Source organism: Qipengyuania gaetbuli, assembly GCF_020524765.1.
GTDB lineage: Bacteria > Pseudomonadota > Alphaproteobacteria > Sphingomonadales > Sphingomonadaceae > Qipengyuania > Qipengyuania gaetbuli_A.
Genome location: NZ_JAIVLR010000001.1, coordinates 1,567,561 through 1,592,120, shown reverse-complemented (window position 1 = coordinate 1,592,120; position 24,560 = coordinate 1,567,561). Strand labels below are relative to the sequence as shown.

The window sequence follows — 24,560 nt, the reverse complement described above, 5'->3', positions numbered from 1 at the left end:
TGCGCAGGATCGCGCGCATCCTGCTCAAGTGTAACCGAATTTCCGGTCCGCTGTATAGCTTTCTGCTCCGGATCGGGGGATTGTCCGCTCGCTTGTCAGCGGCGCTGCAACACCACCTCGTGTCCTTTGCCCGACAGGATGGCGCGGTCGTTCCCGTCCGCGCGCACGGTCTCGGCCATGTCCATCGCCTGCCAGAGCGCGGGCAATTCCTCGGGGAATCCGATGTCGCAGACCATCTCCGGCGACTTGTGGTCCATGAGGTCGAACCGCGCGCCGTCGATCATGTAATTGACCGACTGGCCGGCACAGCCGGGCTCCCACCAGACCTGATCGAAATTCGCCTCCAGCGGGATCGGTTCCGCAAGGGATTTGCCGTCGAGGCTGACGAGATCCCACGATCCGCGAACGTCCACCGCGCGCGCGGCGACCTGCGCGGGATCGGGAATGCGTTCGAGCTGGACCGTCCCGCCCGGTCCCGACAGCCAGAGTCCGCCCCGCACCGGCCTGATGGTCGTCGCCTTGTCGATAGCGGTGATGATCGCCTCCTCGCCCGGCGCATAGCTGCGCGCGCACATGGCAGGCGGTTCGGCATAGTCCCATTCGCCGGTCTCGATACCCTCGCCCGTGCGGTCGAAGGTCCAGTCGTCGTAGATGCACTGCGACTGGAAATGGATCCGGTTGCCCGAAAAGGTGATCGTCGGCTCGTAGCCCTCGATGCCGATCAGCGGGGTTTCTTCATTGACCAAAGTGACGACATATTCGCCGTCGATGGCAGGTGCAGCGCTGGCCGGCGCATCTTCGGGTGCGGGCGAACAGGTCAGGAGGCCAAGGGCGGCAAGTACAGCAGCTACTCGCATCGGACACTCCCCGAACCATCCGGAGCGCGCATGGGAAAAGGCCCCGGAAGCGATGACTTCCGGGGCCTTTTCAATTTGTTGCGATGAACGGGGGCTTATTCGCCGTCCTTCGCCTCTTCGTTGAGGTAATCGCCTGCATCGGCATCGGTGCCGTGGGTTTCACCTTCCATCACCGCCAGCGGATCGTCGCCGATCGCAGCTTCGGGGCCCTGGGCGAGTTCCGCCGCGTGCTCTTCTTCTGCGGTATTGGCAGCGATGATCGCCTCCTGGGCCTTCTTCCACGAAGCGCGCAGGGCGGCGTCGCGGCTGGAGGCAGTGACGCGCATGCGGTTCATGCCCGCGCCGGTACCGGCGGGGATGAGACGGCCGACGATCACGTTTTCCTTGAGGCCGATCAGCGTGTCCTTCTTGCCCTCGACAGCGGCCTGCGTGAGCACGCGGGTCGTTTCCTGGAACGAGGCGGCAGAGATGAACGAGCGGGTCTGCAGCGAGGCCTTGGTGATGCCGAGGAGGATCGGGGTGCCCTGTGCGGGTTCCTTGTTCTTCGGCAGCTTGGCGTTGGTCTCGTTGAGTTCCTCAAGGTCGACCTGTTCGCCCGGCAGCAGCGTGGTGTCGCCGCCATCGGTGATCTCGACCTTCTGCAGCATCTGGCGAACGATCACCTCGATGTGCTTGTCGTTGATCTTCACGCCCTGGAGTCGGTAGACTTCCTGGATCTCGTTCACGAGGTACTCGGCCAGCGCCTCGACCCCGAGGACATCGAGGATGTCGTGCGGGTTCGGCGAGCCCGAGATCAGCGTGTCGCCCTTCTTGACGAAGTCGCCTTCCTGGACGTCGATAACCTTGGTCTTGGGGATGAGGTATTCAACCGCATCACCTTCCTCGGGCACGATCGCGATCTTGCGCTTGGCCTTGTATTCGCGGACGAATTCGATCTTGCCCGAAATCTTGGCGATGATCGCATTGTCCTTCGGCACGCGGGCCTCGAACAGTTCGGCGACGCGCGGCAGACCACCAGTGATGTCGCGGGTCTTGGCAGCTTCGCGGCTGGCACGGGCGAGAATGTCACCTGCCTGCACCTGTGCACCGTCCTCGACCGAGAGCGCGGTACCGGGCGCCAGCATGTAGCGCGCGGCCTCGTTCTCGTCGCCGGCCTCGTTGAAGAGGGTAAGCCGCGGACGCAGGTCTTCCTTCTTCGCACGGCCGCTGGTGCGGATCTCGGTGACGACGCGCTGGGCGATACCGGTGGCATCGTCGACGCGTTCTTCCATCGAGGTACCGTCGATGAGGTCCTGGAACTTCACCACACCCGAAGTTTCGGTGATGATCGGCAGCGAGAACGGATCCCATTCCGCAAGGCGATCGCCTTCCTTCACCTTCGCGCCATCCTTGTGCATCAGCACCGTACCGTAAGGCACCTTGTGGATTTCGCGCTCGCGGCCTTCGGCGTCGATCACGGCCAGTTCGCCGTTGCGGGCGAGCGACAGGATACGACCCTTCTTGTCGGTGATGGTCGGCATGTCGCGATAGACGACCTTACCGTCCGACACCGCTTCGAGGTGCGAGGTTTCGTTGAGCTGCGCAGCACCGCCGATGTGGAAGGTACGCATGGTCAGCTGGGTACCCGGTTCACCGATCGACTGGGCGGCGATGACGCCGACAGCTTCACCGATGTTGACCGGCGTACCGCGGGCAAGGTCACGGCCGTAGCAGGTCGCGCAAACGCCCTGCTTGGCTTCGCAGACCAGCGGCGAACGGATCTTGGCGACCTGCGTTTCGGCCTCCTCGATCGCCTTCACCAGCGGTTCGTCGACCAGCGTGCCGGCCTTGGCGATGACTTCGTCGGTCGATGCGTTGACGATGTCTTCGGCCAGCGTGCGGCCGAGGATACGTTCGCCGATCGATGCGATCACGCTACCGCCCTGGACGATGGCACGCATTTCGAGCGCGTTGTCGGTCTTGCAGTCCTCTTCGACGATGACGCAGTCCTGCGACACGTCGACCAGACGGCGGGTCAGGTAACCCGAGTTCGCCGTCTTGAGCGCCGTATCCGCGAGACCCTTACGGGCGCCGTGGGTCGAGTTGAAGTACTCTAGGACGTTCAGGCCTTCCTTGAAGTTCGAGATGATCGGGTTCTCGATGATCTCGCCCGACGGCTTGGCCATCAGGCCGCGCATACCGGCCAGCTGCTTCATCTGGGCCGGGCTACCACGGGCGCCGGAGTGGCTCATCATGTAGATCGAGTTGATCTGCGCTTCCTTGCCGTCCTTGTCGATCGGCTGCGACTTGATCTCTTCCATCATGGCATCGGCCACCTTGTCGCCGCACTGGCTCCAGGCGTCGATGACCTTGTTGTACTTTTCCTGCTGGGTGATGAGACCGTCCTGGTACTGCTGCTCGTAATCAGCAACCAGTGCCTTGGTGGCTTCGACCAGTTCAACCTTGGCATCGGGGATGATCATGTCGTCCTTGCCGAAGGAGATGCCGGCCTTGAACGCGTGGCGGAAGCCCAGCGCCATGATGGCGTCGGCGAACAGCACGGTGTCCTTCTGGCCGGTGTGGCGGTAGACCTCGTCGATCACGTCGGCGATGTCCTTCTTCGTCAGCAGGCGGTTGACGATGTCGAAGGGAACCTTGTGGTTCTTCGGCAGGCATTCGCCGATCAGCATGCGGCCCGGGGTGGTGACGAAACGCTTCATCGAAACGTTGCCGTCCTCGTCCGCCTGGGGCACGCGGGCCATGATCTTCGAGTGCAGCGTGACCGACTTGATTTCCAGCGCCTGGTGCACTTCCGCCATGTCCGAGAACAGGGGCAGCTTCTCGACCTTGTTGCCGTCGCTGTCTTCGGTGAACTCGGGCTTCTTCTCCTGACGTTCCATCGACAGGTAGTAGAGACCCAGCACCATGTCCTGCGAAGGCACGATGATCGGCTTGCCGTTGGCGGGCGAGAGGATGTTGTTGGTCGACATCATCAGGACGCGCGCTTCCAGCTGGGCCTCGAGGCTCAGCGGGACGTGCACGGCCATCTGGTCGCCGTCGAAGTCGGCGTTGAACGCGGCGCAGACCAGCGGGTGAAGCTGGATCGCCTTGCCCTCGATCAGCACGGGCTCGAAGGCCTGGATGCCGAGACGGTGGAGCGTCGGTGCGCGGTTCAGGAGGACCGGGTGTTCGCGGATGACTTCATCCAGGATGTCCCAGACTTCCTTGCGCTCCTTCTCGACCCACTTCTTCGCCTGCTTGAGGGTCATCGAAAGACCCTTGGCGTCGAGACGGGCGTAGATGAACGGCTTGAACAGCTCGAGCGCCATCTTCTTGGGCAGGCCGCACTGGTGCAGCTTGAGTTCCGGACCGGTCACGATGACCGAACGGCCCGAATAGTCGACGCGCTTACCCAGAAGGTTCTGGCGGAAGCGGCCCTGCTTGCCCTTGAGCATGTCGGACAGCGACTTGAGCGGACGCTTGTTGGCACCGGTGATCACGCGGCCGCGGCGGCCGTTGTCGAACAGCGCGTCGACGGCTTCCTGCAGCATGCGCTTTTCATTGCGGACGATGATGTCCGGCGCGCGCAGCTCCATGAGGCGCTTCAAGCGGTTGTTACGGTTGATCACGCGGCGGTAGAGGTCGTTGAGGTCCGACGTCGCGAAGCGGCCACCGTCCAGCGGGACGAGCGGGCGCAGTTCCGGCGGAATGACCGGCACGACTTCGAGGATCATCCACTCGGGACGGTTGCCGCTCTCGATGAAGCTTTCGACGACCTTCAGGCGCTTGATGATCTTGGCGGGCTTGAGCTTCGACTTGGTGGTTGCGAGCTCTTCCAAGAGGTCCTCTTTCTCCTGTTCGAGATCGAGGTCCATCAGCATCATCTTGACGGCTTCTGCGCCGATGCTGGCCGAGAAGGCGTCTTCACCATACTCGTCCTGCGCTTCGAGCAGTTCGTCTTCGGTCAGCAGCTGGAACTTGTCCAGCGGCGTGAGACCCGGTTCGACGACGATGTAGCTTTCGAAGTACAGCACGCGCTCGAGCTGCTTGAGCTGCATGTCGAGCAGCAGGCCGATGCGCGAAGGCAGCGACTTCAGGAACCAGATGTGCGCGACCGGCGCGGCCAGTTCGATGTGGCCCATGCGCTCGCGGCGGACCTTGGTCACGGTCACTTCGACGCCGCACTTTTCGCAGACGACGCCCTTGTACTTCATGCGTTTGTACTTGCCGCAAAGGCATTCGTAGTCCTTCACCGGACCGAAGATGCGCGCGCAGAACAGGCCGTCACGTTCGGGCTTGAACGTGCGGTAGTTGATCGTTTCCGGCTTCTTGATTTCGCCGAAGGACCACGAGCGGATGCGCTCGGGGCTGGCGATGCCGATCTGGATCTCGTCGAAAGTCTCGGGCTTCGCGAGCTGGTTGGTGAATTTGGTCAGTTCGTTCATGACTTAAATCCCTGTCGGGTTAATTCTTTCGGGCGGAAGCGGTGGGGAGCGAAACGCCCCCCTATTCCGCCGCGATCGCGAGGCCGTCGTCGTCTTCGTCGTCGGTAAGCGACTTGAGTTCGACGTTGAGACCCAGGCTGCGCATTTCCTTGACGAGCACGTTGAAGCTCTCGGGAATGCCGGCCTCGAAGGTATCGTCGCCCTTGACGATGGCTTCGTAGACCTTGGTACGGCCGATCACGTCGTCCGACTTCACGGTGAGGATTTCCTGCAGCGTGTAGGCTGCACCGTAGGCCTGGAGTGCCCAGACCTCCATTTCCCCGAAGCGCTGGCCGCCGAACTGCGCCTTACCGCCCAGCGGCTGCTGGGTAACGAGGCTGTAGGGGCCGATCGAACGTGCGTGGATCTTGTCGTCGACCAGGTGGTGCAGCTTGAGCATGTAGATGATGCCCACGGTCACCTTGCGGTCGAACGCTTCGCCGGTGCGGCCGTCGTAGAGGACGGACTGGCCGTCCGCATCGAGGCCGGCCTTTTCCAGTTCCACGGTCACGTCGCCTTCGCGGGCGCCGTCGAACACCGGGGTGCCCATCGGGACGCCGTAGCGCAGGTTGCTTGCCAGCTCGACGATCTCTTCGGTCGAACGGCTGTCGATCGCCTCGACATACTGTTCGCCGTAGACCTCCTTGAGGCGGTCGATCACTGCTGCCGGCGGCTTGGCCTTGGCGTAATCTTCCTCTGCATTCGGGTTGGCAGCCTTCCATTCGTCGAGCTGCTGGCCGATCTGCATGCCCAGGTTGCGGGCTGCCATGCCGAGGTGCGTTTCGAAGATCTGACCGACGTTCATGCGCGAAGGCACGCCCAGCGGGTTCAGCACGATGTCGACCGGCGTACCGTCTTCGAGGAACGGCATGTCCTCGACCGGCAGGATGCGCGAAATCACACCCTTGTTACCGTGACGGCCGGCCATCTTGTCGCCCGGCTGAAGCTTGCGCTTCACGGCAACGAAGACCTTGACCATCTTCAGCACGCCCGGGGCGAGTTCGTCGCCGCGTTCGAGCTTTTCCTTACGGTCTTCGAACTTCTCGTCGATGAACTTGACGCTCTCATCGTACTGCGACTTCACCGCTTCGAGCTGGGCCTGGCGGTTGTCGTCGGCGACCGCGAACTTGAACCATTCGTGGCGATCGACGCTTTCCAGCAGTTCCTCGGTGATTTCCGAACCCTTCTTGACGCCCTTGGGGGCGGCCGAAGCGGTCTGGCCGAGCAGCATGTCGCGCAGGCGGTTGTAGGTCGCACGGTTGAGGATCGCGCGCTCGTCCTGCGCGTCCTTGCGCAGGCGCTCGATTTCCTCGTTCTGGATCGCGCGGGTACGGTCGTCGATCTCGATACCGTGACGGTTGAAGACGCGGACTTCCACGACGGTACCGGCAACGCCCGGCGGCAGGCGGAGCGAGGTGTCGCGCACGTCGCTGGCCTTTTCGCCGAAGATGGCGCGCAGGAGCTTTTCTTCCGGCGTCATCGGGCTTTCACCCTTCGGCGTGATCTTGCCGCACAGGATATCGCCCGGGTGCACTTCGGCACCGATGTAGACGATGCCCGCCTCGTCGAGGTTGCGCAGCGCTTCCTCGCCTACGTTCGGGATGTCGCGGGTGATGTCTTCCGGCCCGAGCTTGGTGTCGCGAGCCATGACTTCGAATTCCTCGATGTGGATCGAGGTGAAGACGTCGTCCTTCACGATACGCTCGGAGATGAGGATGGAGTCCTCGTAGTTGTAGCCGTTCCAGGGCATGAAGGCGACGAGGCTGTTGCGGCCCAGTGCCAGTTCGCCGAGGTCGGTCGAAGGACCGTCGGCGATCACGTCGCCGGCTTCGACCGTCTCACCGACCTTCACCAGCGGACGCTGGTTGATGCAGGTGTTCTGGTTCGAACGCTGGAACTTCTGCAGCGTGTAGATGTCCACGCCCGACTGGCCGGGTTCGACATCGCCGATCGCGCGGATCACGATACGCGTCGCGTCGACCTGGTCGACCACGCCGCCACGCTTGGCGGTGATGGCCGCGCCGGAATCGCGGGCGACGGTTTCTTCCATGCCGGTGCCGACCCAGGGCGCTTCCGCCTTCACGAGCGGAACGGCCTGGCGCTGCATGTTGGCGCCCATCAGTGCGCGGTTGGCGTCGTCGTTTTCCAGGAACGGAATGAGCGATGCACCGACCGAGACGAGCTGCTTGGGGCTGACGTCCATCAGCGTGATGGTTTCACGCGGGGCCATCAGGTTGTCGCCGGCCTGGCGGGCCGAGACGAGCTCTTCCACGAAGCCGCCGTTGGCGTCGAGTTCGGCCGAAGCCTGTGCGACGGTGTGCTTCTGCTCTTCCATGGCGGACAGGTAGATCACCTCGTCGGTGACCTTGTTGTCCTTCACCACGCGGTACGGCGTTTCGATGAAGCCGTACTTGTTGACGCGCGCGAAGGTCGAGAGCGAGTTGATCAGGCCGATGTTCGGGCCTTCCGGCGTTTCGATCGGGCAGATGCGGCCATAGTGGGTCGGGTGAACGTCGCGGACTTCGAAGCCGGCGCGCTCACGGGTAAGGCCGCCCGGGCCAAGCGCCGAAACGCGGCGCTTGTGGGTGACTTCGGACAGCGGGTTGGTCTGGTCCATGAACTGCGAGAGCTGCGAGGAGCCGAAGAACTCGCGCACGGCGGCAACGGCCGGCTTCGCGTTGATCAGGTCGTTCGGCATGACGGTCGACACGTCGACCGAGCTCATGCGCTCCTTCACCGCGCGTTCCATGCGCAGCAGGCCGACGCGGTACTGGTTTTCGAGCAGTTCGCCGACCGAACGGACACGGCGATTGCCGAGGTTGTCGATGTCGTCGACTTCGCCCTTGCCGTCCTTGAGGTCGACCAGTTCCTTGACCACGGCGAGGATGTCTTCCTTGCGCAGCGTGGTGACGGTGTCTTCGGCATCGAGGTCGAGACGCATGTTGAGCTTGACGCGGCCGACGGCCGACAGGTCGTAACGCTCGGCGTCGAAGAACAGGCCTTCGAACAGCGCTTCGGCGGTTTCCTTGGTCGGCGGTTCGCCCGGGCGCATGACCTTGTAGATGGCCTCGAGGCCTTCGTCGCGGTTCTCCGCCTTGTCGACCTTCATCGTGTTGCGGATCCAGGGACCCGTATTGATGTGGTCGATGTCGAGCAGGACGAGGCTGTCGACGCCCGCATTGTCGAGCGCTTCGAGGTTCTCGGCCGAGACTTCGTCACCAGCTTCGATGTAGATGCGGCCCGTGCTTTCGTCGATCATGTCGGCCGAGGCATAGCGGCCGAAGATTTCCTCGGTCGGAAGCAGCAGGGTTTCGAGACCGTCCTTGGCAGCCTTGTTGGCAGCACGCGGGCTGATCTTCTGGCCGGCGGGGAAGACTTCCTCGCCGGTCTTGGCGTCCACCAGCGGGAACGCCGGCTTACGGCCGCGCCAGTTTTCGGCGACGAACGGGATTTCCCAGCCGTCCTTGGCACGCTTCCAGGTGACGGTGTCGTAGAAATGGGCGAGGATGTCCTCGGCGTCGAGGCCAAGGGCATAGAGCAGCGCGGTGACCGGCAGCTTGCGCTTGCGGTCGATACGCACGTTGACCACGTCCTTCGCGTCGAACTCGAAGTCGAGCCACGAACCGCGGTAAGGAATGATGCGGGCTGCGAACAGCAGCTTGCCCGAGGAGTGCGTCTTGCCGCGGTCATGGTCAAACAGCACACCCGGCGAACGGTGCATCTGCGACACGATAACGCGCTCGGTACCGTTGATGACGAAGGTGCCGTTATCCGTCATGAGCGGCATGTCGCCCATGTAGACGTCCTGTTCCTTGATATCGAGGACGGAGCGGGTTTCGGTTTCCTGGTCCACCTCGAACACGATCAGGCGAAGGGTGACCTTCATCGGGGCGGCGTAGGTGATGCCGCGCTGGCGGCATTCGACGATGTCGTACTTCGGCGCTTCGAGCTCGTAATGCACGAAGTCGAGCTCGGCGGTGCCGGCGAAGTCGCGGATCGGGAAGACCGAACGCAGCGTCTTTTCGAGGCCCGAGACGTAGTCGATCTGCTTGTTCGAGCGCAGGAACTGCTCGTAGCTTTCACGCTGCACCTCGATGAGGTTGGGCATGTCGACGACTTCGTGGATGTCGCCGAAAATCTTGCGGATGCGCCGCTTAGCGGTGCCCGACGACGTGTTGCGGGGTGCCTTCGCCTTGGTAGCCATAAAGGAGCTCGTGCCTCTTTTCGTGTCCTTGCAGCCCCGCGCGGACAGGACTGCCAATCAGATGTCTCATGCGCGTGAGAACCGTATCGCGAGACGCAAAAAGGCCGCAGCGATGACACGCCCGTGGGGGCGGCGGCTGCAGCTCGTTAAAAAGCGTCGCGATATGGAAACGCCGCTTCCATCCTGTGTCCGAAACCCGCGCATGAATCGGACTCGCTCGAAGCGTGCGGTCGAGAGGCATTTAGGAAGGCGCGGGGGCTTTGTCAAACGCCCTGCGACGTAACGACAGGCAGGCATCGCAGGTGGCAAAAATATGCTATGGGCAGGGCTTCGCAAGGGGGAGGACGCATGCTGCGACTGCTGGTCCTGCTGGCAAGCCTGCTGCTCGCGCCATTCGCGCTGGCAGCGCAGGGCGCCGCGCCTGCACGCATCGTGGCGGTGGGCGACCTGCACGGCGATTACGAGGCATGGGAGGAGATCGCCCGCGCCGCCGGCATCGTCGATACAAAGGGCGGCTGGTCGGGAGGCGGGACTGCGCTGGTCCAGATGGGCGACATCACCGACCGCGGACCGGATTCGCTCAGGATCATCCGCCAGCTGCAACGGCTGGCCGGCGAAGCGACTGCCGCCGGCGGGCAGGTCATCGTCCTGCTCGGCAATCACGAGGCGATGAACGTCACGGGCGACCTGCGCTACGTTCACCCCGGCGAATACGAGGCCTTCCGCGACCGCCGCTCGCGCGCGGTGCGGCTTGATGTCTGGGCCACCCAGCGCGACCGGCTGGCAGAGCTCTACCGGGCGGACAAGCCCGGCCTGCCCATCGACGAGATCAAGCGGCGCTGGCTGGCCGAAACGCCGCTCGGCATGATCGAGCACCGGCGCAGCTGGCGCGCCGGGGGCGATCTGGGCCTGTGGGCGGCGACCCTGCCTGCCGTGGTGCAACTGGGGCCGACCCTCTTCGCGCATGGCGGCCTCAGCGCGGAACGGTCGGCAGAGGAGATCGCGACGATCAACCGCCGCCACCAAGCGGCGCTCGCCCCCGGGGACGAGGTCGACCGGAGCGTGCTCGACGATCCGCTGGGGCCGATATGGTATCGCGGCAATGTGGTGCGCGAGGCCGATGACACCGAGCCCCAGTCCGCCAGGCTATCGCGCGAAGAAGAGCTGGCAACGGTCCTCGCCCGTTATGGCGCACAGCGGCTGGTCGTCGCCCATACGCCCTCGCGAGACGGTATCGCCGACGACCTCGGCGGCAGGTTGCTGCGCATCGATACCGGCATTTCCCGCCATTACGGTGGCCCCGCCTCCTATCTCGAAATCGCAGGCGATCGCATCACCGCACACCAGCGAGAATCCGACGGCTCGTGGACCAGCCGGATATTGTCCGAAGGAGCGCCCCGATGAAGCGCCTCGCTCTCACCCTTGCCCTTGCCTGCGCTGCCCCACCTGCCTTCGCACAGGGCGAGGCCACCCCGCTCTTCGCCTCCGATGAAATCCTCGAACTCACGCTTGACGGGCCCATTCGCGAGATCGTCGCGCGGGGCGAGAAATCGACCGACCCCCACCCCGCCACCTTGTCGGCCGCCGGCGAGAGCCATGCCATCCAGCTGTCCGCCCGCGGCAATTCGCGGCGCCTGAAGGAACTGTGCCGCTTCCCGCCATTGAGGGTGCGCTTCGATGGCAAGCCGGACGAGGCTTCGCTGTTCCACCGGCAGGGCAGCATCAAGCTGGTCACCCATTGCCGCGACAGCGACAGTGCCGAACAGACCATGCTGCGTGAATATGCCGCCTACCGGCTCTACAACGTCCTGACACCGGAAAGCTTCAGGGTCCGGCTGGTCCGCGTCAGCTACCGCGACGGCGACAGGGAATATGCCCGCCGGCTGGCCTTCTTCATCGAGGACGGGGACGATGCGGCACGGCGGCTGGGCCTGAAGGAGCTGGATGTCGGCGACACACCGCTGGCGCAGGTCGACCGCGAGGATGCGGCCCGCTACGCGCTGTTCCAGTACATGATCGGCAATACCGACTGGGCCATGGTACTCGGCCCGACGAAGACCGACTGCTGCCACAACTCGCGCCTGTTCGGAGCGAGCAAGGAGGCCCGCAGCGCGCTGGTCCCCGTGCCCTATGATTTCGACAATTCGGGGCTGGTGGATGCAGGCTATGCCGTGCCCAATCCGGAACTCGGCACCTATTCGGTGCGCACCCGCGTCTATCGCGGTTTCTGTTCGTTCAACGACCTCGTCCCTGCGGCAGCGGCACGGATGCGCGCCTTGCGCAGCCAGTTCGAAGCGAGCCTGGCTGCAACGCCCGAAGCCGATGCGGGGACCGTGGCCGCCATGACGAAATACCTCGCGAGCTTCTACGAGGACATCGGGGACGAGGAATCGATCGGGAAGAAGCTGCTGAAGAAGTGCCGCTGAGCACGGGCGGTCAGCCTACCTCGCTGCCTTCGCCCGACTGGTCGTGGCGGTCGGTGTCCGCATCCTTGCCGCCGGCAGAAGCCTCGGGCGAACGCAGGTAGCGGTGGGTGCCGTCCTTGGCCCCGTAATCCGCCATCCAAAGCAGCGCGAAGGCGTAGTTGAACATCACCGTCATCACGAGCGCGATCTCCAGCGCGCCGATACCGGCGGCCAGCCCTATGCCGATGGCAAGCAGGATGTAGATCGCATCGCCCGAACTCTTCAGCGTGTTGCGGAAGCGCACGCCGCCCACGATCCCTGCCAGCGAGAAGGCCAGCGCCAGCGAGTTGTGGACCATCACCACGATCGCGGTCACGGCGATGGGCAGGACGATCATCGTCTCGACCAGCGCCTGATCATATTCCGCGCGGTTGCGGCTGGCCATGTAGGTCCAGGTGACCGGGATCGTCGTCAGCATCGCCCCGGCCACGGCGACGAACAGCCAGAGGATCGAACTGCCGAGGTTGGCGACCTTTTCCGCCCCGATCTGCACCCCGCCGAGCGGATCGCCGGAGGTTGCGCTGAGCAGCGTCTGCGCGCCGCCGATGGGCAGGAAATGGGACAGCGACGGATCGAGCGCCACCACGCCCAGCACCGCGCCGGTCACGACGAGGTAGAACACCGTCAGCCTGACGAACAGCATCCGGAAAACCATGAAGACCAGCCCTCCCCCTGCGCCCCTTATAGAGAGAAGCGGGGCGGCTGCCAAACCCTGCGCTGGGAGCCTGCCCAAGGCCCATTTATCGCCTCTCGCTAAGTCATATATTGTTTTTCGATATTATCGATTGACAATAAGTGCGACTCGGATTATTGATTATCGATATTGAGATGCAAGGAGATCGATAAATGTCCCGTTTCCAGTCCCACTTCGCCGCGGCGCTTGCCGCCATCGTCATCACCCTCGTTTCGGTCCAGACGGTCGTGACCGTGCCGTCCGCCCAGATGGCGGTGGTGTCCGCTCCGCTCATCGCCTGACCCGGTAGAGAAAGGACCAGCCATGGCCCGCATCATTCCCAACGACCCGCTGCTCGCCACGGGAAAAGTTCTTGCGCTGATATTACAGGGCCTGTGTGCCCTGGCGGGAGTTATCCTGTTCGCGGTCATGCTGCTCCTGGTGCTGATAAGCCAGGACCTGGCGGACGGGATCGTCAACGCGAACGAGTTCGAACTCATCGATAACTCTCTCGTCTCGTACATCGCCATCCTGGTAATGCTTTCGGCAATTGTTGCCGCCCTGTTCGCCTTCTTCGGCAAGATGCGCGCAATCATCGTGAGTGTCGGTGAAGGCGACCCGTTCATCGCCGAGAACGCCCAGCGGCTCGGCTCGATGGCCTGGCTACTGCTCGGTGTGGAGGTATTGGCCGTGCTGGTCGGACTTGTGCGCCTTTACCTCGCCAACCTTGCTAGCGGGGGCGGCGACCGGCTCGGTTTCAGCATTTACGACCTGACGGGCCCGGTGATGGTCCTGGTCCTCTTCATCCTCGCCCGCGTCTTCCGCAAGGGAACCGAAATGCGCGCCGACCTGGAAGGGACCGTGTGATGGGCGCTGATTCAGAAGGAACCGCAATCATCGTCAAGCTCGACGACCTGCTCCACGACCGCCGCATGACGCTGACCGAACTGGCGGAACGCGTCGGCCTCACCCTCGCCAATCTGTCGATCCTCAAGACCGGCAAGGCCAAGGCGATCCGCTTCTCCACGCTGGAGGCGATCTGCCGCGAACTCGACTGCCAGCCGGGCGACTTGCTCGCCTACCGGCAGGACTAAGCCCCCCCCGAACCCGACACAGGAAGACAGCAAAGCCCGGCGCCCCCGCGGCGCCGGCAGCTGTCTTGCGCCCTACCGAAAAGGACTTCCCGATGACCCTTCGCCTTTCCACAGCCCTTGCCTGCGCCCTCGTTTCCCTTGCCGCCCCCGGACAGGCTGCCGCCCGGCAGCCTGCCGAAGCCGCCTCCCCAGCAGAACTGCCCCAGCACGTGCTGCTCGTCGTCAGCAGCCATGGCCGCAGCGCGGGCGAAGAGAAGGGGCAGGTCCAGCCCGGTTTCGAAATGGACGAGCTGGCGCAGGCCTGGCTGGTCCTGAAAGCGAACGGGCTTGCCGTCGATATCGCCAGCCCCGCGGGAGGCGCGGTGGAACCCGACGGCTTCGATCCCGCCAAGTCCTATAATGCCGCCTTCCTCGCCGATGCCGAGGCGAGCGCGAAGCTCGGCCAGACCCTGCGGCTCGATCCGGCGATGGCCGGCCGATACGGCGCCGTCATGGTGATCGGCGGCAAGGGCGCGATGTTCGACTTGCCATTTTCGCAGGTGTTGCAGGGCCTCCTCGCCGACACCGAAAGCCGCGGCGGCGTGGTGGCGGCGGTCTGTCACGGCCCGGCGGTCTTCGCCCGCATGGTCCGCGACGACGGGACGCCATGGGCGAAAGGCCGCAGGCTGGCGGGCTTCACCGACGAGGAGGAGGTCCTGTTCGGCAAGCGCTGGGTCAAACACTTCCCCTTCCTGCTCGAAAGCGAGCTGCGCTCGGTCGGTGCGCGCTTCGGCGAGGCACCGATGATGCTGCCCCATGTCGAAGTCGACGGCAGGGTGGTCACCGGCCAGAACCCGTTCTCGGTCGGCGCGGCGAGCGATGCGCTGGTGCAAGCCATGGGCAAGACCCCCGCCCACCGCGAAGCGTGGGCCGACGAGCGCAGCGTCATGCTGGTCGCCCGCGCGATCGCAGGCGACGAGGCACCGCTTGCGGCAGCCCTTGCGGCAAAGGACCCGCGCCTCGATGTGCCGCTGGTGGCGATCTGGGGCTATTACCGCTCGATCGAGGCGGGCGAGGACCAAGCGATGCTGGCATCGGCGCTGCGGATCATGGAACTGGCCCAGCCGCACTTCCCCGATCCCCAACTGGCGGAGGCGATTGAAGGCGTCAGGGCACGTCTATCCGCCATGTGAGGACTTGCGGGCGGCCTCGCGAATGCTTGACTCCCGGCCGGGAAACGCTAAAGGCCGCCCCGCTCGGTAAGGCCGCAAGGCACTGCCGATCATCCGTCCGAGACAGTTGGTGGCCGGGATCTGCCCGACCTTAATTTCCAGCCTAGACGGGGAACAGAGATTTTCCGGCGGTACGCCCAGCCATGGGTAAGCCGTTGTTTCGCGCCAATTGGCGCACTCCTTCCCCCTCAACGGACTCGCCCGTGTTGCAGTTTGCAGCATGGACAAACGTAGCCGATTTCGCCGGTCCATTCCGGCGGGGTCATAGTGAAGGAGTATGGCATGGATCGTTCGCAGAAAGCCGATTCGGTCGCCCAGCTCAGCGAAGTCTTCAACCAGGCTGGCGTGGTCGTCGTGACCCGCAACCTGGGCCTTTCGGTCGCCCAGTCGACCGAACTGCGCACGAAGATGCGTGAAGCCGGTGCGTCCTACAAGGTTGCGAAGAACCGTCTCGCCAAGCTCGCGCTGAAGGACACCGACTACGCAGGTCTCGAAGAGTACCTGTCGGGTCCGACCGCCCTCGGATATTCCGAGGATCCGGTCGCTGCGGCCAAGGCCGTGGTGGACTTCGCCAAGACCACCGACAAGATTGAAATCGTCGGTGGATCGATGGGCGCGACCGTGCTCGACGAAGCAGGGGTCAAGGCACTCGCCTCGATGCCGAGCCTCGACGAGCTGCGTGGCAAGATCGTGGGCCTCGTCAACGCGCCGGCAACCAAGGTTGTCCAGCTCGTCAACGCACCCGCAAGCAAGCTCGCTCGTGTCTTCGGCGCATATGCCGCCACGGAAGCCGCGTAAGAGCTGGTTCTCGCTTAGAACACATATTCATCGGGGCAGAGCCTATCCGGCACCCCGGCCTATTATTTGGAGTGAAACATCATGGCCGATATCGCCAAGCTTGTTGAAGAACTGTCGAAGCTGACCGTCATGGAAGCCGCTGAGCTTGCCAAGGCGCTCGAAGAAGAGTGGGGCGTTAGCGCCGCCGCTGCTGTTGCCGTTGCCGCACCTGCTGGTGGTGGCGACGCTGGCGCCGCTGCTGAAGAGAAGGACGAATTCGACGTCATTCTCACCGGCGACGGTGGCAAGAAGATCCAGGTCATCAAGGAAGTCCGTGCCATCACCGGCCTGGGCCTGACCGAAGCCAAGGCTCTCGTCGAAGGCGCCCCGAAGGCGCTCAAGGAAGGCGTGAACAAGGCCGAAGCCGAAGAAGTGAAGGCCAAGATCGAAGCAGCCGGCGGCACCGTCGAACTGAAGTAAGCTTTTCGCTTACGCTTCGAACAGCTTTCGCTGATCACGGAAAGGGCGGTACCGAAAGGTGCCGCCCTTTTCGTATGCGCCCAAATGATTGAGTCGCCCTCTAGGCTGGCGTAGACAGAAGACTTCGCTGCAAGGACTCGCCCTTGACCGATGTCTTCATATCCTATGCCCGCGCCGACTATGCCAAGGCGCGCGTTATCGCGGATGCCATCTGCGATGCCGGATACGAAGTCTGGATCGACGACGACCTGCCCGCGCACGGTGCATTTTCCACGCTCATCGAGGAACAGCTGAAGGCGGCCCGGGCCGTACTCGTCCTGTGGTCGGAACAGGCGCGCGCATCGCGCTGGGTGCCGGCCGAGGCGGGCATGGCCTTCGAAGCCGACAAGCTCGTCCAGCTGAGCCTCGACGGGGTGCTGCCGCCCCTGCCCTTCAACCGCATCCAGTGCGAAACCGCGGCCAGCTGGAACGGCGAACCCGATGCGCCGACCTGGCACAAGCTGGTCGCCAGCATCGCGGAACTGACCGGCACGGGCAGCAAGGCCCCACCAGTCCATCCCGGCCCCGTCCCCGGCCGCGAGCCGCTGGTCGCGATCCTGCCCTTCGACAATCTCTCCTCCGACAGCGAGCTGGCCTATTTCTGCGACGGCATTTCCGAGGAAATCCAGCGCACCGTGTCGGACGGCAGCACGCTGAAGGTCGTGGCGCGATCCTCTGCCTTCCAGTTTCGCGGGGCCGACAAGGAAATATCCAAGGTCGCCGCAGCCCTCGGCACCACCCACGTCCTCGACGGGTCGGTCAGGCGCAGCGGGGACAGGGTCCGGATCAGCGCCGAACTGGTCGACTGCGCCAGCCGCAACGCCATCTGGGGCGACCGTTTCGACGGCACGCTCGACGACGTCTTCGATCTGCAGGAAAAGATCGCCGGCCAGGTCGCCGCAGCGCTGAGGATCGCGCTTGCGCCATCCTCCTCGAGCAGCGCCAGCTCGCTGCCATCGGACCTCTACGATACCTTCCTGCGCGCCCGGCGCCACCTGGCAGACGGTGATGCGACCTTCGACGATTCCGCCCAGCAGGCCATTCCCAAGCTCGAAAAGGTCACGCGCGAAGCTCCCGATTTCGCCCCCGCATGGGAAATGCTCGCCGTCGCCCGCGCATCCTTCCTGCGTTCCGGCCATTTCGAAGGCGACTACGCCCCGGCCCGCGATGCGGTGATCGAGGCGGCCCATGCGGCACTCGCGCTTGATCCAAAGCGCGGCGGCGCGCACCTCGCGCTTGCCATGCTCGAGCCATGGGGCGCCTATGCCGCGCGCGAGAAGCGGCTGCTGAAAGCGCTGGAAGTCTCGCCCAACGATCCGGCGATCCTGACCGACATGAGCAATTTCTGCTGGAGTGTGGGCCGGTTCCACGATGCGCTGGGTTTTGCAAAGCGCGCCTGCGAACTCAATCCGATCATGCCGTCCGCCCAGCTGCACCTCGCGCAGATGCTGATCTACACCTGCGATTACGAGGGCGGAGTGAAGATGGCGCGCAAGCTGCGCGAGCGCTGGCCGGCCAATCCGGGCATCATGCTGTGGGTGATCAACACCTCCGGCTTCCTCGGCTTCTGGGACGTGTACGACGAACAGGTCTGCGCGATCGACCAGTTCGACGGCTGGCCCGCGCGCGACATGAAAGCGGCCAAGGCCTTCAACGAAGCGCTGCGCCACAAGGACCCGCAGCTCGTCCGCACGCGTACCGATCGCTATGCCCAGCTGATCGAGACCACCGGCACGCTGCCGCTCAACCTCGTGCTGTCCATCGCCGCGTTCGGGCTGGCCGACGAGGCGCTCGATCTCGCCGAGAAGGCGTCCTACGATTACATCTTCGATCCCAAGGGCGACCGGCCGAGCGTCTATTACCCCGGCACGATCCTGGGCAAGTGGAGCGAGGTCATCCAGCAGCCGCGCTTCATCGAACTGTGCGAACGGCTGGGCCTCAACGAATACTGGCTTGCGAGCGGGGCATGGCCCGACTGCGTCGAATGGGTCGGATACGACTTCAAGGAAGAGGTCCGCCAAACGCATTTGCACCGCGACGAGCCACACCTGACCGGGCACGATGCCGCTGCCAAATAAGCTGGTGCCGTCCGCACGCGATCCCGTCCGCGAGGTCCGTGTAATAAGGATATACGGTTTCCGTTGCGCCGCCCTGCCTGCATTGCCAATGCCCCGCCTCTTCCTAGGGGGTCGTCAAAAGTCATCATGCTCGGGTTCGCAGTTCCTCTCTCGTATTTCCTCGCCTGTTTCCTGCTGAGCGCCGCGATCGTGCGCGCTTTCCCGAAGTCCCGCATCGGCATCCGCTTGAGAAGGCACCTCTTCCTTGCGGGCCTTCTGCCTGCGCTCGTCCTGATCGAACTGTCGGCAGTATTGTCGGTCTTCTTCGGAATCATGCTACAGGGTGTGCGCAGCAGTTTCGAGCTCCTGTCGGGCCACAAGCTGATGAACGCGCGATCCGCCTATTTCGGTTACGGTGGTTCCGGCAGGCGCAGGCGTGGCCGCAGCTGATCGCGGGATAGCCCGGATACGGTAATTCACTCGCTGGCCCATCATGCCGATGCCGGGGTTCTGCTGAGAAGTGAACAGCCGGGCATCGATGGTCCAGGCACGTGCCGATAGCCAGTTCGGGCTCGAACAGCACGCGGCTGCCGAGATCGGGGCGATAGCCTGTTTGAGGATCGACATACAGCGCGCGACCTTTGATGGAATTGGGGGAGAAGCCCTCTCCTGATCAACCCACGCTTTCGCACCGATGAAGCGCCGAAGCGTTTCCTCGCCGTTAACCAGAGCGCGAAACCTCGTCTTGACCGCGACCCACTAGCAGGGGGGCATGGTCGATGCACCAATCTCCCTGCGCCGCGGTAAGCACGGCATTTCCCTCGCCTTGGCGGGTGCGGCCCTTGCAGCCATGCTGCCGGCCAGCGCCTCTGCAGCGAGCGCGGAAGTGCTGATGCGGGCCGCGCCGGGCCTTGCGCCGGCAGAGGATTGCGCGGCCAGCACAGGCACCGCTTCGGTGCCCGCCGACCTCGCCCCTGCCGCGCAGAGCAAGGCCGCCGCCATCCTAGGCGGATCGAGCGCGCTCGATGCGATCCGCGCACAGCAGGAAGGCGCCAGGGACGATCACCCGCTGTTTGCAGGTGTGCCGGCCAAGCCGCTGGAACCTGCCGCCGCGCCCTCGCCCGCACGCAGCGCCGGTTGCAGCGTGACCAGCCCCTTCGCTGCGCGCCCCGCTTTCGATCCTGTGAAGCCGCTGTCCTTCGTGCCGCGCCCGCAAGCGCAGCCTGCACTGGCACCGGCCCCCGGCCCTCGCCGCTCCGATGCCAATCTCGTTCTCGGCAGCAAGATGGTGCCCGTGGGCCAGACCAGCTTCGACGGGGCTTTTGCCCGCGTCAGCCGCACCCGCAGCAATCTCGGCCCGACGCTGGCCGCTATCGGCACAGCCAAGGCCGAAAAGTCGGCACTGGTCGCCTCGGTCAACCGCTGGGTCAACCGCAGCATCCGCCACGCGGAAGACCGCGACCTTTATGGCCGCGCAGACTACTGGGCCGATGCCGCGACCACGCTGCGTCTCGGCAAGGGCGATTGCGAGGATTTCGCACTGCTCAAAATGGAATTGCTCGCCGCCGCCGGTGTCGCGCGCGAGGACATGATGCTGACGCTCGCCCGCGATCTCATCCGCCGGCGCGACCATGCCGTGCTGCTGGTGAAGACCGATCACGGCATGATGATGCTCGACAATGTCGGCGATGCCCCGCTCGATGCGCGCTCCGACCACGGCTACCGCCCGGTCATGAGCCTGGGGGCGAAACAGAGTTGGCTGCACGGCTATTGAGCCGCGCCCCGTCGCTGGTCAGCGCTCGGTCATTGCCCTGTCGAAAGCGCGGTTCACCGGCTTGAAGAGATAGGACAGCACGCTGCGGCGGGCGGTCATGATCTCGACATCGCAGACCATGCCGGGCACGATCGGCAGGCGGACCCCGCCCTTCTCGATGAATGCGCGATCGGTCTCGATGACCACTGCGTAATAGGCCTCGCGCTCGACCTCGTCGAAGATGCTGTCGGCGCTGACCTGTGCCACGCGGCCCTTGATCCCGCCGTAGATCGAAAAGTCGTAGGCGGTGACCTTCACGTTCGCCGCATCGCCGACCTTCACGAAAGCGCGGTCGGCAGGCGAGATGCGCGCCTCGATCAGCAGCTTGTCGCCCACAGGGACGATCTGCATGATCTGCTCGCCGGCATTGACGAAGCCGCCCTGCGTGCTGACCTGCAGATCGTTGACCACGCCGTCGGAAGGCGCGCGCAGTTCATTGCGGTCGCGGCGTGCGGATGCACCGCGGATACTTTCCTGATTGACGGCAATGCGCGTGGCGATCTCGCTCCGCTCGGCTAGCGCCTGCTGGCGGAAATCGGCGCGCGCCTGACTGAGATCGGCCTGCGCCTGCATGATCGAGGCCGAAGCGCGGCCCGCTGCCTGCCGCGCGGCGGCAAGGCGGCCCTGCAGGTCGACGACTTCGCGCTGGGCCTGCAGCAGGTCGGTCTGCGGGACGATGTTCTTGGCCGCCAGCGGGCGGAGCATGTCCACCTGCTCGCGGGCAAGGCGCAAGCTGCTCTCGAGGCTGCTGGCAGTCGCTTCGGCTTCCGAAAGGTCGCGGCGACGCTGCTCGACCGCAGAAGCCAGCGAAGTCTCGCGCGCCTGGGCGGTCGCACGGCGCGCTTGGGCAAGGCGGGCTTCCTCGGCGCAGGCACTGCCGGCCTCGCAGCCGATGCTGCCGCCCGACGCTTCCTGGTCGAGGCGCTGGGCACGAACGGCCAGCCGCTGGTTCTCGGTTTCGAGCTCGCCCAGCGCTGCGGAAGATTGCGTATCGTCGAGGCGGACCAGGAGGTCGCCCTTCTTCACGCTCTGCCCGTTGCGCACGAGAATCTCGGCGATGACGGAAGGTTCGGCCGGTTGCACCAATTGTGCCTTGCTCGACGGGATCACCTTGCCCGTGCCGCGCGTGATCTGGTCAACCTGTGCGAAAGCGGCCCAGACGAACAGCAGCGCCATGCCGAGAGCGGCGGTGACGATCAGGCGCTGGGCGGCAGGCATTGTCCGCCAGCGTGCGGCGAGCGTCATTGTTTCGTCTCCGTGGAACCATCGGTTGCGACCCCGCCGGCCTCGCCCTGTCCTGCCAGGGTCGAGCGGTAACCGGCGCTCAGTTCGACGGGATCGGGGATCGACAGGCGCCAGGTCTTGGTCGTGTCGATACGCCCGCCGACGTCGGCAGCGGCGTGGCGGTCCTTGACGTCGGGGACGACAGTCAGGCCCGGCGTGTATCCGGTGTCGATCGCCATCTCCTCCGCGCCCTCGGCCTCGGCGAGGAGGAAGCGCGTGTAGTCGACCTGAGGCAGCACCTCGCGCCCGCCCCAGCCGCGATAGAAGCTGGCAGACATGCCCGGCGAACCCGGGAAGCGATAGAAGATATGGCGGCCGATCTGCGTGATCTTGCCAAGGGTATAGGCCCATTTCGGCACCACGTAATCGGCATGGTAGTGCGTTGCCGTGCCCACATCGGGCATGACGTAGCCGGCCAGCGCGTCCTTCGCGAGGGCCTGCGCGCGCTTCCACAGATTGGCCTGCGGACGGCGCAGCAGCGCACCGTCGCAAGTGAAGCTGAACTGGCACACGCGCTGGTTGTAGCCCTGGTAGACCACGCCGCAGACCGTGTTCGGATAGGCGGGGTGGCGCACGCGGTTGAGGACAACCTGCGCCACGGCGCGCTGGCCCGATTCAGGTTCGAGCGCGGCTTCGTAATAGATCGCTTGGGCAAGGCATTCGCGCGCCGTGCCGAAATAGACGGACGAAAGCGGGATGCCGCTGAACCGACCGGTCTTTTCCAGCCGCAGGCCGCTGAGCGGAATGGCAAGGTTGCGGCTGCGCGCGCTGTCCACGTCTTCCACGGCGAGTTCGGCGATATCCTGGCTGCCGGTGGTCATGGCGACCAGTCCGGCCTGCATTTCGGGATCGAGCCGCGCCATGGCCCGCGCCGCTTCCTGCGGAGCGAGCAGCGAGGAGGTGCCGACCAGCAGGCTGGCCAGCGCCAGCATCATCAGCGCGCCGAAGCGGCGGACGCGGGTGACGGAGGCGGCGCTCATGACACCACTCCGCGCGGCGCGCCGGCCTTGGCCAGCACTTCCTTGATCGGGCCGTCGGCAGCAACGCGGCCCCGGTCGAGCAAGATCAGGCGGTCGCAAATGGCGAACAGCGCCGGACGATGCGTCGCGATGACGAGCGTCTGTTCGGGCTTGAGCGCAGTCGACAGGCGCTCGACGAACATCTTTTCGGTCTCGCTGTCCATCGCGCCGGTCGGCTCGTCGAGGAACAGGAGTTCGCGCGGTTCGACCATGGCGCGGGCGAGCGCGAGGAAGCTGCGTTGCCCGCCCGAAAGCTGGCGGCCATCCTCGCCCACCGGACGGTCGAAACCGCCGGCATCGCGCGACAGGTAGGTGTCGGCCCCGGTGGCGCGCATCGCGGCCAGCAGGTCTTCTTCCGAAATTCCCAGCCGGCCGAGCGTGAGATTGTCGCGCACCGAACCGGAGAACAGCGCCGCATCCTGCCCGACGAAGCCGAGCGCCTCGCGCAGCTGCTGCGGGCGGTACTGGTGGACATCGATGCCGTTGACCAGCATCGCGCCGCCGGTCGGGCGGTAGAGGCCGCACAGCAGGCGTCCCAGCGTCGATTTGCCCGATGCGACACGGCCCACCAGCGCCACGCGCTCGCCCGGCTCGATGGTCAGGTTGAGGCCCGAAAGCGCCGGCTGCATGTTCTCGCCATAGGCGAACTCGGCGTCGTGGAATTCGATCTTCGGGCGGGCGATCGCGGTCGGGGCCACGCTGGCGCCCTCGCGCCGTTCGTCCCCGCCTTCGAACAGGCGCTCGATACTGCCGAGCGTTTCCTGCGCCTGCCGCCCGCGGGTCAGCAGGAATGCGATCTGGCCGGCCGGGGCGAGCGAGCGCGAAGCGAGCATCACGATGGCGATGATCGCACCCATGGTGATGTCACCGGCGGCGAAGAGATAATAGCCGCCGATTATCAGCGAGACGGTCGAGATCTGCTGGAAGACCTGCGCCAGCCCCACGGCGAGCGAGTTGATCGAGCGCAGGCGAAGCTGCGAATGGCCGCCGATTTCGGCCAGCTGGTGCCAGCGCGACAGCATCCCGCCCTCGCCGCCCATGGCTTTCAGCGTTTCAGCGCCGGTCAGCGATTCGACCAGCAGCGTCTGCTGGAGGCCGTAGTCGGCCTGCGCATCCTGCGAGGCTTCGACGACCTTCTTCTGGAGCACGTAACCGGCCACCATCATCGCCAGGATGATCGTCAGCGGCACCAGCGCCAGCCAGCCGGCAATGATGGCGATGACCGCCACGAATACCACCAGGAAGGCGACGTCCACCAGCAGCACGACCGATGTCGAGGCGAAGAAATCGCGCACCACGGCATATTCGGAGACGCGCGCGGCAAGCGAGCCGGTGTGGCCCTTGCGCTCTGCCAGCGGCACGGCGAGCAGGCGCGAAAATATCTTCTGGCTAAGCTTGAGGTCTAGTCGCTGGGCGATCTCGTCGACGATCGAGGTGCGCGCGCGGCGCAGCGCGAATTCCAGCGCGAATGCCAGCAGCACGCCGATGCCCAGCACCCAGAGCGTTTCCTGCGCCTGGTTGGGAATCACCCGGTCGTAGACGTTCATGGTGAAGATCGGCAGCGCGATCGCCAGCAGGTTGATCAGCAGCGAACCGAGAATGACCGGCAGGAAAGCGCGGCGTTCCCGGCGCAGTTCGCCCCAGAACCAGTGCTGGCGCGCCTTGGCGTGCCACGGCGCCTCGTTGGCGCGCATCTTGTCGGGATCGCCGTAGATGGAGATGAGCGTGCCGGAATAGGCCTGCTCGACATCGCCGCGCGGCTCCCACAGCTCGTTGCCGCTTTCGGGATGCCACAGCAGCAGCTCCTCTTCCTGCGCATCGAGCAGCAGGGCGACGCCGCGATTGGCCAGCGTGATGATCGCCGGCAGGTCGCCTGCGCCATTGGGCAGACGGCGACGCGGCACCACGTCATAGTTGAGGCCCGCAAGCTCCAGCGCTGCCGGAGCCTGGTGGACGGGAAGCAGCCCTTCGGCATTGCGCGGCAATTGCGCAAGCAGGCCGCGCGCAAAGGGCAGGCCGTAGCGGCGCGCCCCTTCCGCGATGCACTCGACGAGCGGGTCCAGGACCCGCCCGTCGATCTGGTCTGCACTTGTCTGTTCCATGCCCGTCACGAGCCTCTACGCG

18 protein-coding genes are annotated in these 24,560 nt (G+C 64.8%); 11 read left to right on the top strand and 7 right to left on the bottom strand.

The genetic code is table 11. The features are described 5' to 3' along the window. Positions 1-95: 95 nt before the first annotated feature. From LC083_RS08030 to rpoB, 3 genes are all read right to left on the bottom strand, one after another. Entirely contained in the window at positions 96-857 is a 762-nt protein-coding gene (locus LC083_RS08030) for a hypothetical protein (RefSeq protein WP_226699913.1), read from the bottom strand. Between the two features lie 95 nt (positions 858-952). Then, on the bottom strand, positions 953-5,281 hold the full coding sequence (gene rpoC, locus LC083_RS08025) for a DNA-directed RNA polymerase subunit beta' (RefSeq protein ID WP_160608841.1): 4,329 nt from the start codon (positions 5,279-5,281) through the stop codon (positions 953-955). Between the two features lie 61 nt (positions 5,282-5,342). Beyond that, positions 5,343-9,524, bottom strand: coding sequence for a DNA-directed RNA polymerase subunit beta (gene rpoB, locus LC083_RS08020; protein WP_224831791.1), 4,182 nt, complete (start codon positions 9,522-9,524; stop codon positions 5,343-5,345). Positions 9,525-9,872: 348 nt separating this feature from the next. Here rpoB and LC083_RS08015 point away from each other — a divergent pair, with 348 nt between their 5' ends. Continuing rightward, positions 9,873-10,928 carry a metallophosphoesterase gene (locus LC083_RS08015; RefSeq protein ID WP_226699912.1) on the top strand — a complete coding sequence of 352 codons (1,056 nt, stop codon included), beginning with the start codon at positions 9,873-9,875 and terminating at the stop codon, positions 10,926-10,928. Continuing rightward, a complete protein-coding gene (locus tag LC083_RS08010) occupies positions 10,925-11,950 on the top strand; it encodes a hypothetical protein (protein WP_226699911.1) in 1,026 nt (341 codons plus the stop codon). The genes LC083_RS08015 and LC083_RS08010 overlap by 4 nt, the downstream gene beginning before the upstream one ends. Positions 11,951-11,960: 10 nt before the next feature. Here LC083_RS08010 and LC083_RS08005 read toward each other — a convergent pair whose 3' ends face one another. Then, positions 11,961-12,644 (bottom strand): DUF4956 domain-containing protein, encoded by a 684-nt coding sequence (locus LC083_RS08005; protein ID WP_160608837.1) that lies wholly within the window; start codon positions 12,642-12,644, stop codon positions 11,961-11,963. A 191-nt stretch (positions 12,645-12,835) separates the two neighbouring features. Between LC083_RS08005 and LC083_RS14000 the strand changes: the two genes are divergently transcribed. The 9 genes from LC083_RS14000 (at position 12,836) to LC083_RS07965 (ending at position 20,094) form a co-directional block, all read left to right on the top strand. Continuing rightward, on the top strand, positions 12,836-12,964 hold the full coding sequence (locus LC083_RS14000; protein WP_263611767.1) for a hypothetical protein: 129 nt from the start codon (positions 12,836-12,838) through the stop codon (positions 12,962-12,964). A 22-nt stretch (positions 12,965-12,986) separates the two neighbouring features. Then, positions 12,987-13,529, top strand: a complete 543-nt coding sequence (locus LC083_RS08000) for a DUF2975 domain-containing protein (protein ID WP_226699910.1) — start codon at positions 12,987-12,989, stop codon at positions 13,527-13,529. Then, positions 13,529-13,756 (top strand): helix-turn-helix domain-containing protein, encoded by a 228-nt coding sequence (locus LC083_RS07995; protein ID WP_226699909.1) that lies wholly within the window; start codon positions 13,529-13,531, stop codon positions 13,754-13,756. The genes LC083_RS08000 and LC083_RS07995 overlap by 1 nt, the downstream gene beginning before the upstream one ends. 92 nt (positions 13,757-13,848) lie before the next feature. Beyond that, positions 13,849-14,928 (top strand): type 1 glutamine amidotransferase domain-containing protein, encoded by a 1,080-nt coding sequence (locus tag LC083_RS07990; RefSeq protein WP_226699908.1) that lies wholly within the window; start codon positions 13,849-13,851, stop codon positions 14,926-14,928. A gap of 321 nt (positions 14,929-15,249) precedes the next feature. Then, entirely contained in the window at positions 15,250-15,765 is a 516-nt protein-coding gene (gene rplJ, locus LC083_RS07985; protein WP_226699907.1) for a 50S ribosomal protein L10, read from the top strand. Between the two features lie 81 nt (positions 15,766-15,846). Further along, entirely contained in the window at positions 15,847-16,224 is a 378-nt protein-coding gene (gene rplL / locus LC083_RS07980; protein ID WP_160608832.1) for a 50S ribosomal protein L7/L12, read from the top strand. Between the two features lie 143 nt (positions 16,225-16,367). Continuing rightward, the gene (locus LC083_RS07975; RefSeq protein WP_226699906.1) at positions 16,368-18,341 is read left to right on the top strand and encodes a TIR domain-containing protein; all 1,974 of its coding nucleotides are present in this window, start codon (positions 16,368-16,370) and stop codon (positions 18,339-18,341) included. A gap of 126 nt (positions 18,342-18,467) precedes the next feature. Continuing rightward, entirely contained in the window at positions 18,468-18,770 is a 303-nt protein-coding gene (locus tag LC083_RS07970) for a hypothetical protein (protein ID WP_226699905.1), read from the top strand. A 322-nt stretch (positions 18,771-19,092) separates the two neighbouring features. Beyond that, entirely contained in the window at positions 19,093-20,094 is a 1,002-nt protein-coding gene (locus LC083_RS07965; RefSeq protein ID WP_226699904.1) for a transglutaminase-like cysteine peptidase, read from the top strand. 18 nt (positions 20,095-20,112) lie between these two features. On the opposite strand, the gene LC083_RS07960 is transcribed toward LC083_RS07965, so the two are convergent. Genes LC083_RS07960 through LC083_RS07950 form a run of 3 tightly spaced genes read right to left on the bottom strand, consistent with a single transcriptional unit; the run spans position 20,113 to position 24,538 of the window. Next, positions 20,113-21,378 (bottom strand): HlyD family type I secretion periplasmic adaptor subunit, encoded by a 1,266-nt coding sequence (locus LC083_RS07960; RefSeq protein ID WP_224831783.1) that lies wholly within the window; start codon positions 21,376-21,378, stop codon positions 20,113-20,115. After that, positions 21,375-22,397, bottom strand: a complete 1,023-nt coding sequence (locus LC083_RS07955; RefSeq protein WP_226699903.1) for a cell wall hydrolase — start codon at positions 22,395-22,397, stop codon at positions 21,375-21,377. Before LC083_RS07955 ends, LC083_RS07960 begins: the two co-directional genes overlap by 4 nt. Beyond that, a complete protein-coding gene (locus LC083_RS07950; protein WP_226699902.1) occupies positions 22,394-24,538 on the bottom strand; it encodes a type I secretion system permease/ATPase in 2,145 nt (714 codons plus the stop codon). The genes LC083_RS07955 and LC083_RS07950 overlap by 4 nt, the downstream gene beginning before the upstream one ends. Between the last annotated feature and the right edge of the window lie 22 nt (positions 24,539-24,560).

Bases quoted from the DNA above. Each gene is read 5' to 3' on its own strand.
- LC083_RS08030 (WP_226699913.1), bottom strand. From the start codon at position 857: ATGCGAGTAGCTGCTGTACTTGCCGCCCTTGGCCTCCTGACCTGTTCG.
- rpoC (WP_160608841.1), bottom strand. From the start codon at position 5,281: ATGAACGAACTGACCAAATTCACCAACCAGCTCGCGAAGCCCGAGACT.
- rpoB (WP_224831791.1), bottom strand. From the start codon at position 9,524: ATGGCTACCAAGGCGAAGGCACCCCGCAACACGTCGTCGGGCACCGCT.
- LC083_RS08015 (WP_226699912.1), top strand. From the start codon at position 9,873: ATGCTGCGACTGCTGGTCCTGCTGGCAAGCCTGCTGCTCGCGCCATTC.
- LC083_RS08010 (WP_226699911.1), top strand. From the start codon at position 10,925: ATGAAGCGCCTCGCTCTCACCCTTGCCCTTGCCTGCGCTGCCCCACCT.
- LC083_RS08005 (WP_160608837.1), bottom strand. From the start codon at position 12,644: ATGGTTTTCCGGATGCTGTTCGTCAGGCTGACGGTGTTCTACCTCGTC.
- LC083_RS14000 (WP_263611767.1), top strand. From the start codon at position 12,836: ATGTCCCGTTTCCAGTCCCACTTCGCCGCGGCGCTTGCCGCCATCGTC.
- LC083_RS08000 (WP_226699910.1), top strand. From the start codon at position 12,987: ATGGCCCGCATCATTCCCAACGACCCGCTGCTCGCCACGGGAAAAGTT.
- LC083_RS07995 (WP_226699909.1), top strand. From the start codon at position 13,529: ATGGGCGCTGATTCAGAAGGAACCGCAATCATCGTCAAGCTCGACGAC.
- LC083_RS07990 (WP_226699908.1), top strand. From the start codon at position 13,849: ATGACCCTTCGCCTTTCCACAGCCCTTGCCTGCGCCCTCGTTTCCCTT.
- rplJ (WP_226699907.1), top strand. From the start codon at position 15,250: ATGGATCGTTCGCAGAAAGCCGATTCGGTCGCCCAGCTCAGCGAAGTC.
- rplL (WP_160608832.1), top strand. From the start codon at position 15,847: ATGGCCGATATCGCCAAGCTTGTTGAAGAACTGTCGAAGCTGACCGTC.
- LC083_RS07970 (WP_226699905.1), top strand. From the start codon at position 18,468: ATGCTCGGGTTCGCAGTTCCTCTCTCGTATTTCCTCGCCTGTTTCCTG.
- LC083_RS07965 (WP_226699904.1), top strand. From the start codon at position 19,093: ATGGTCGATGCACCAATCTCCCTGCGCCGCGGTAAGCACGGCATTTCC.
- LC083_RS07960 (WP_224831783.1), bottom strand. From the start codon at position 21,378: ATGACGCTCGCCGCACGCTGGCGGACAATGCCTGCCGCCCAGCGCCTG.
- LC083_RS07955 (WP_226699903.1), bottom strand. From the start codon at position 22,397: ATGAGCGCCGCCTCCGTCACCCGCGTCCGCCGCTTCGGCGCGCTGATG.
- LC083_RS07950 (WP_226699902.1), bottom strand. From the start codon at position 24,538: ATGGAACAGACAAGTGCAGACCAGATCGACGGGCGGGTCCTGGACCCG.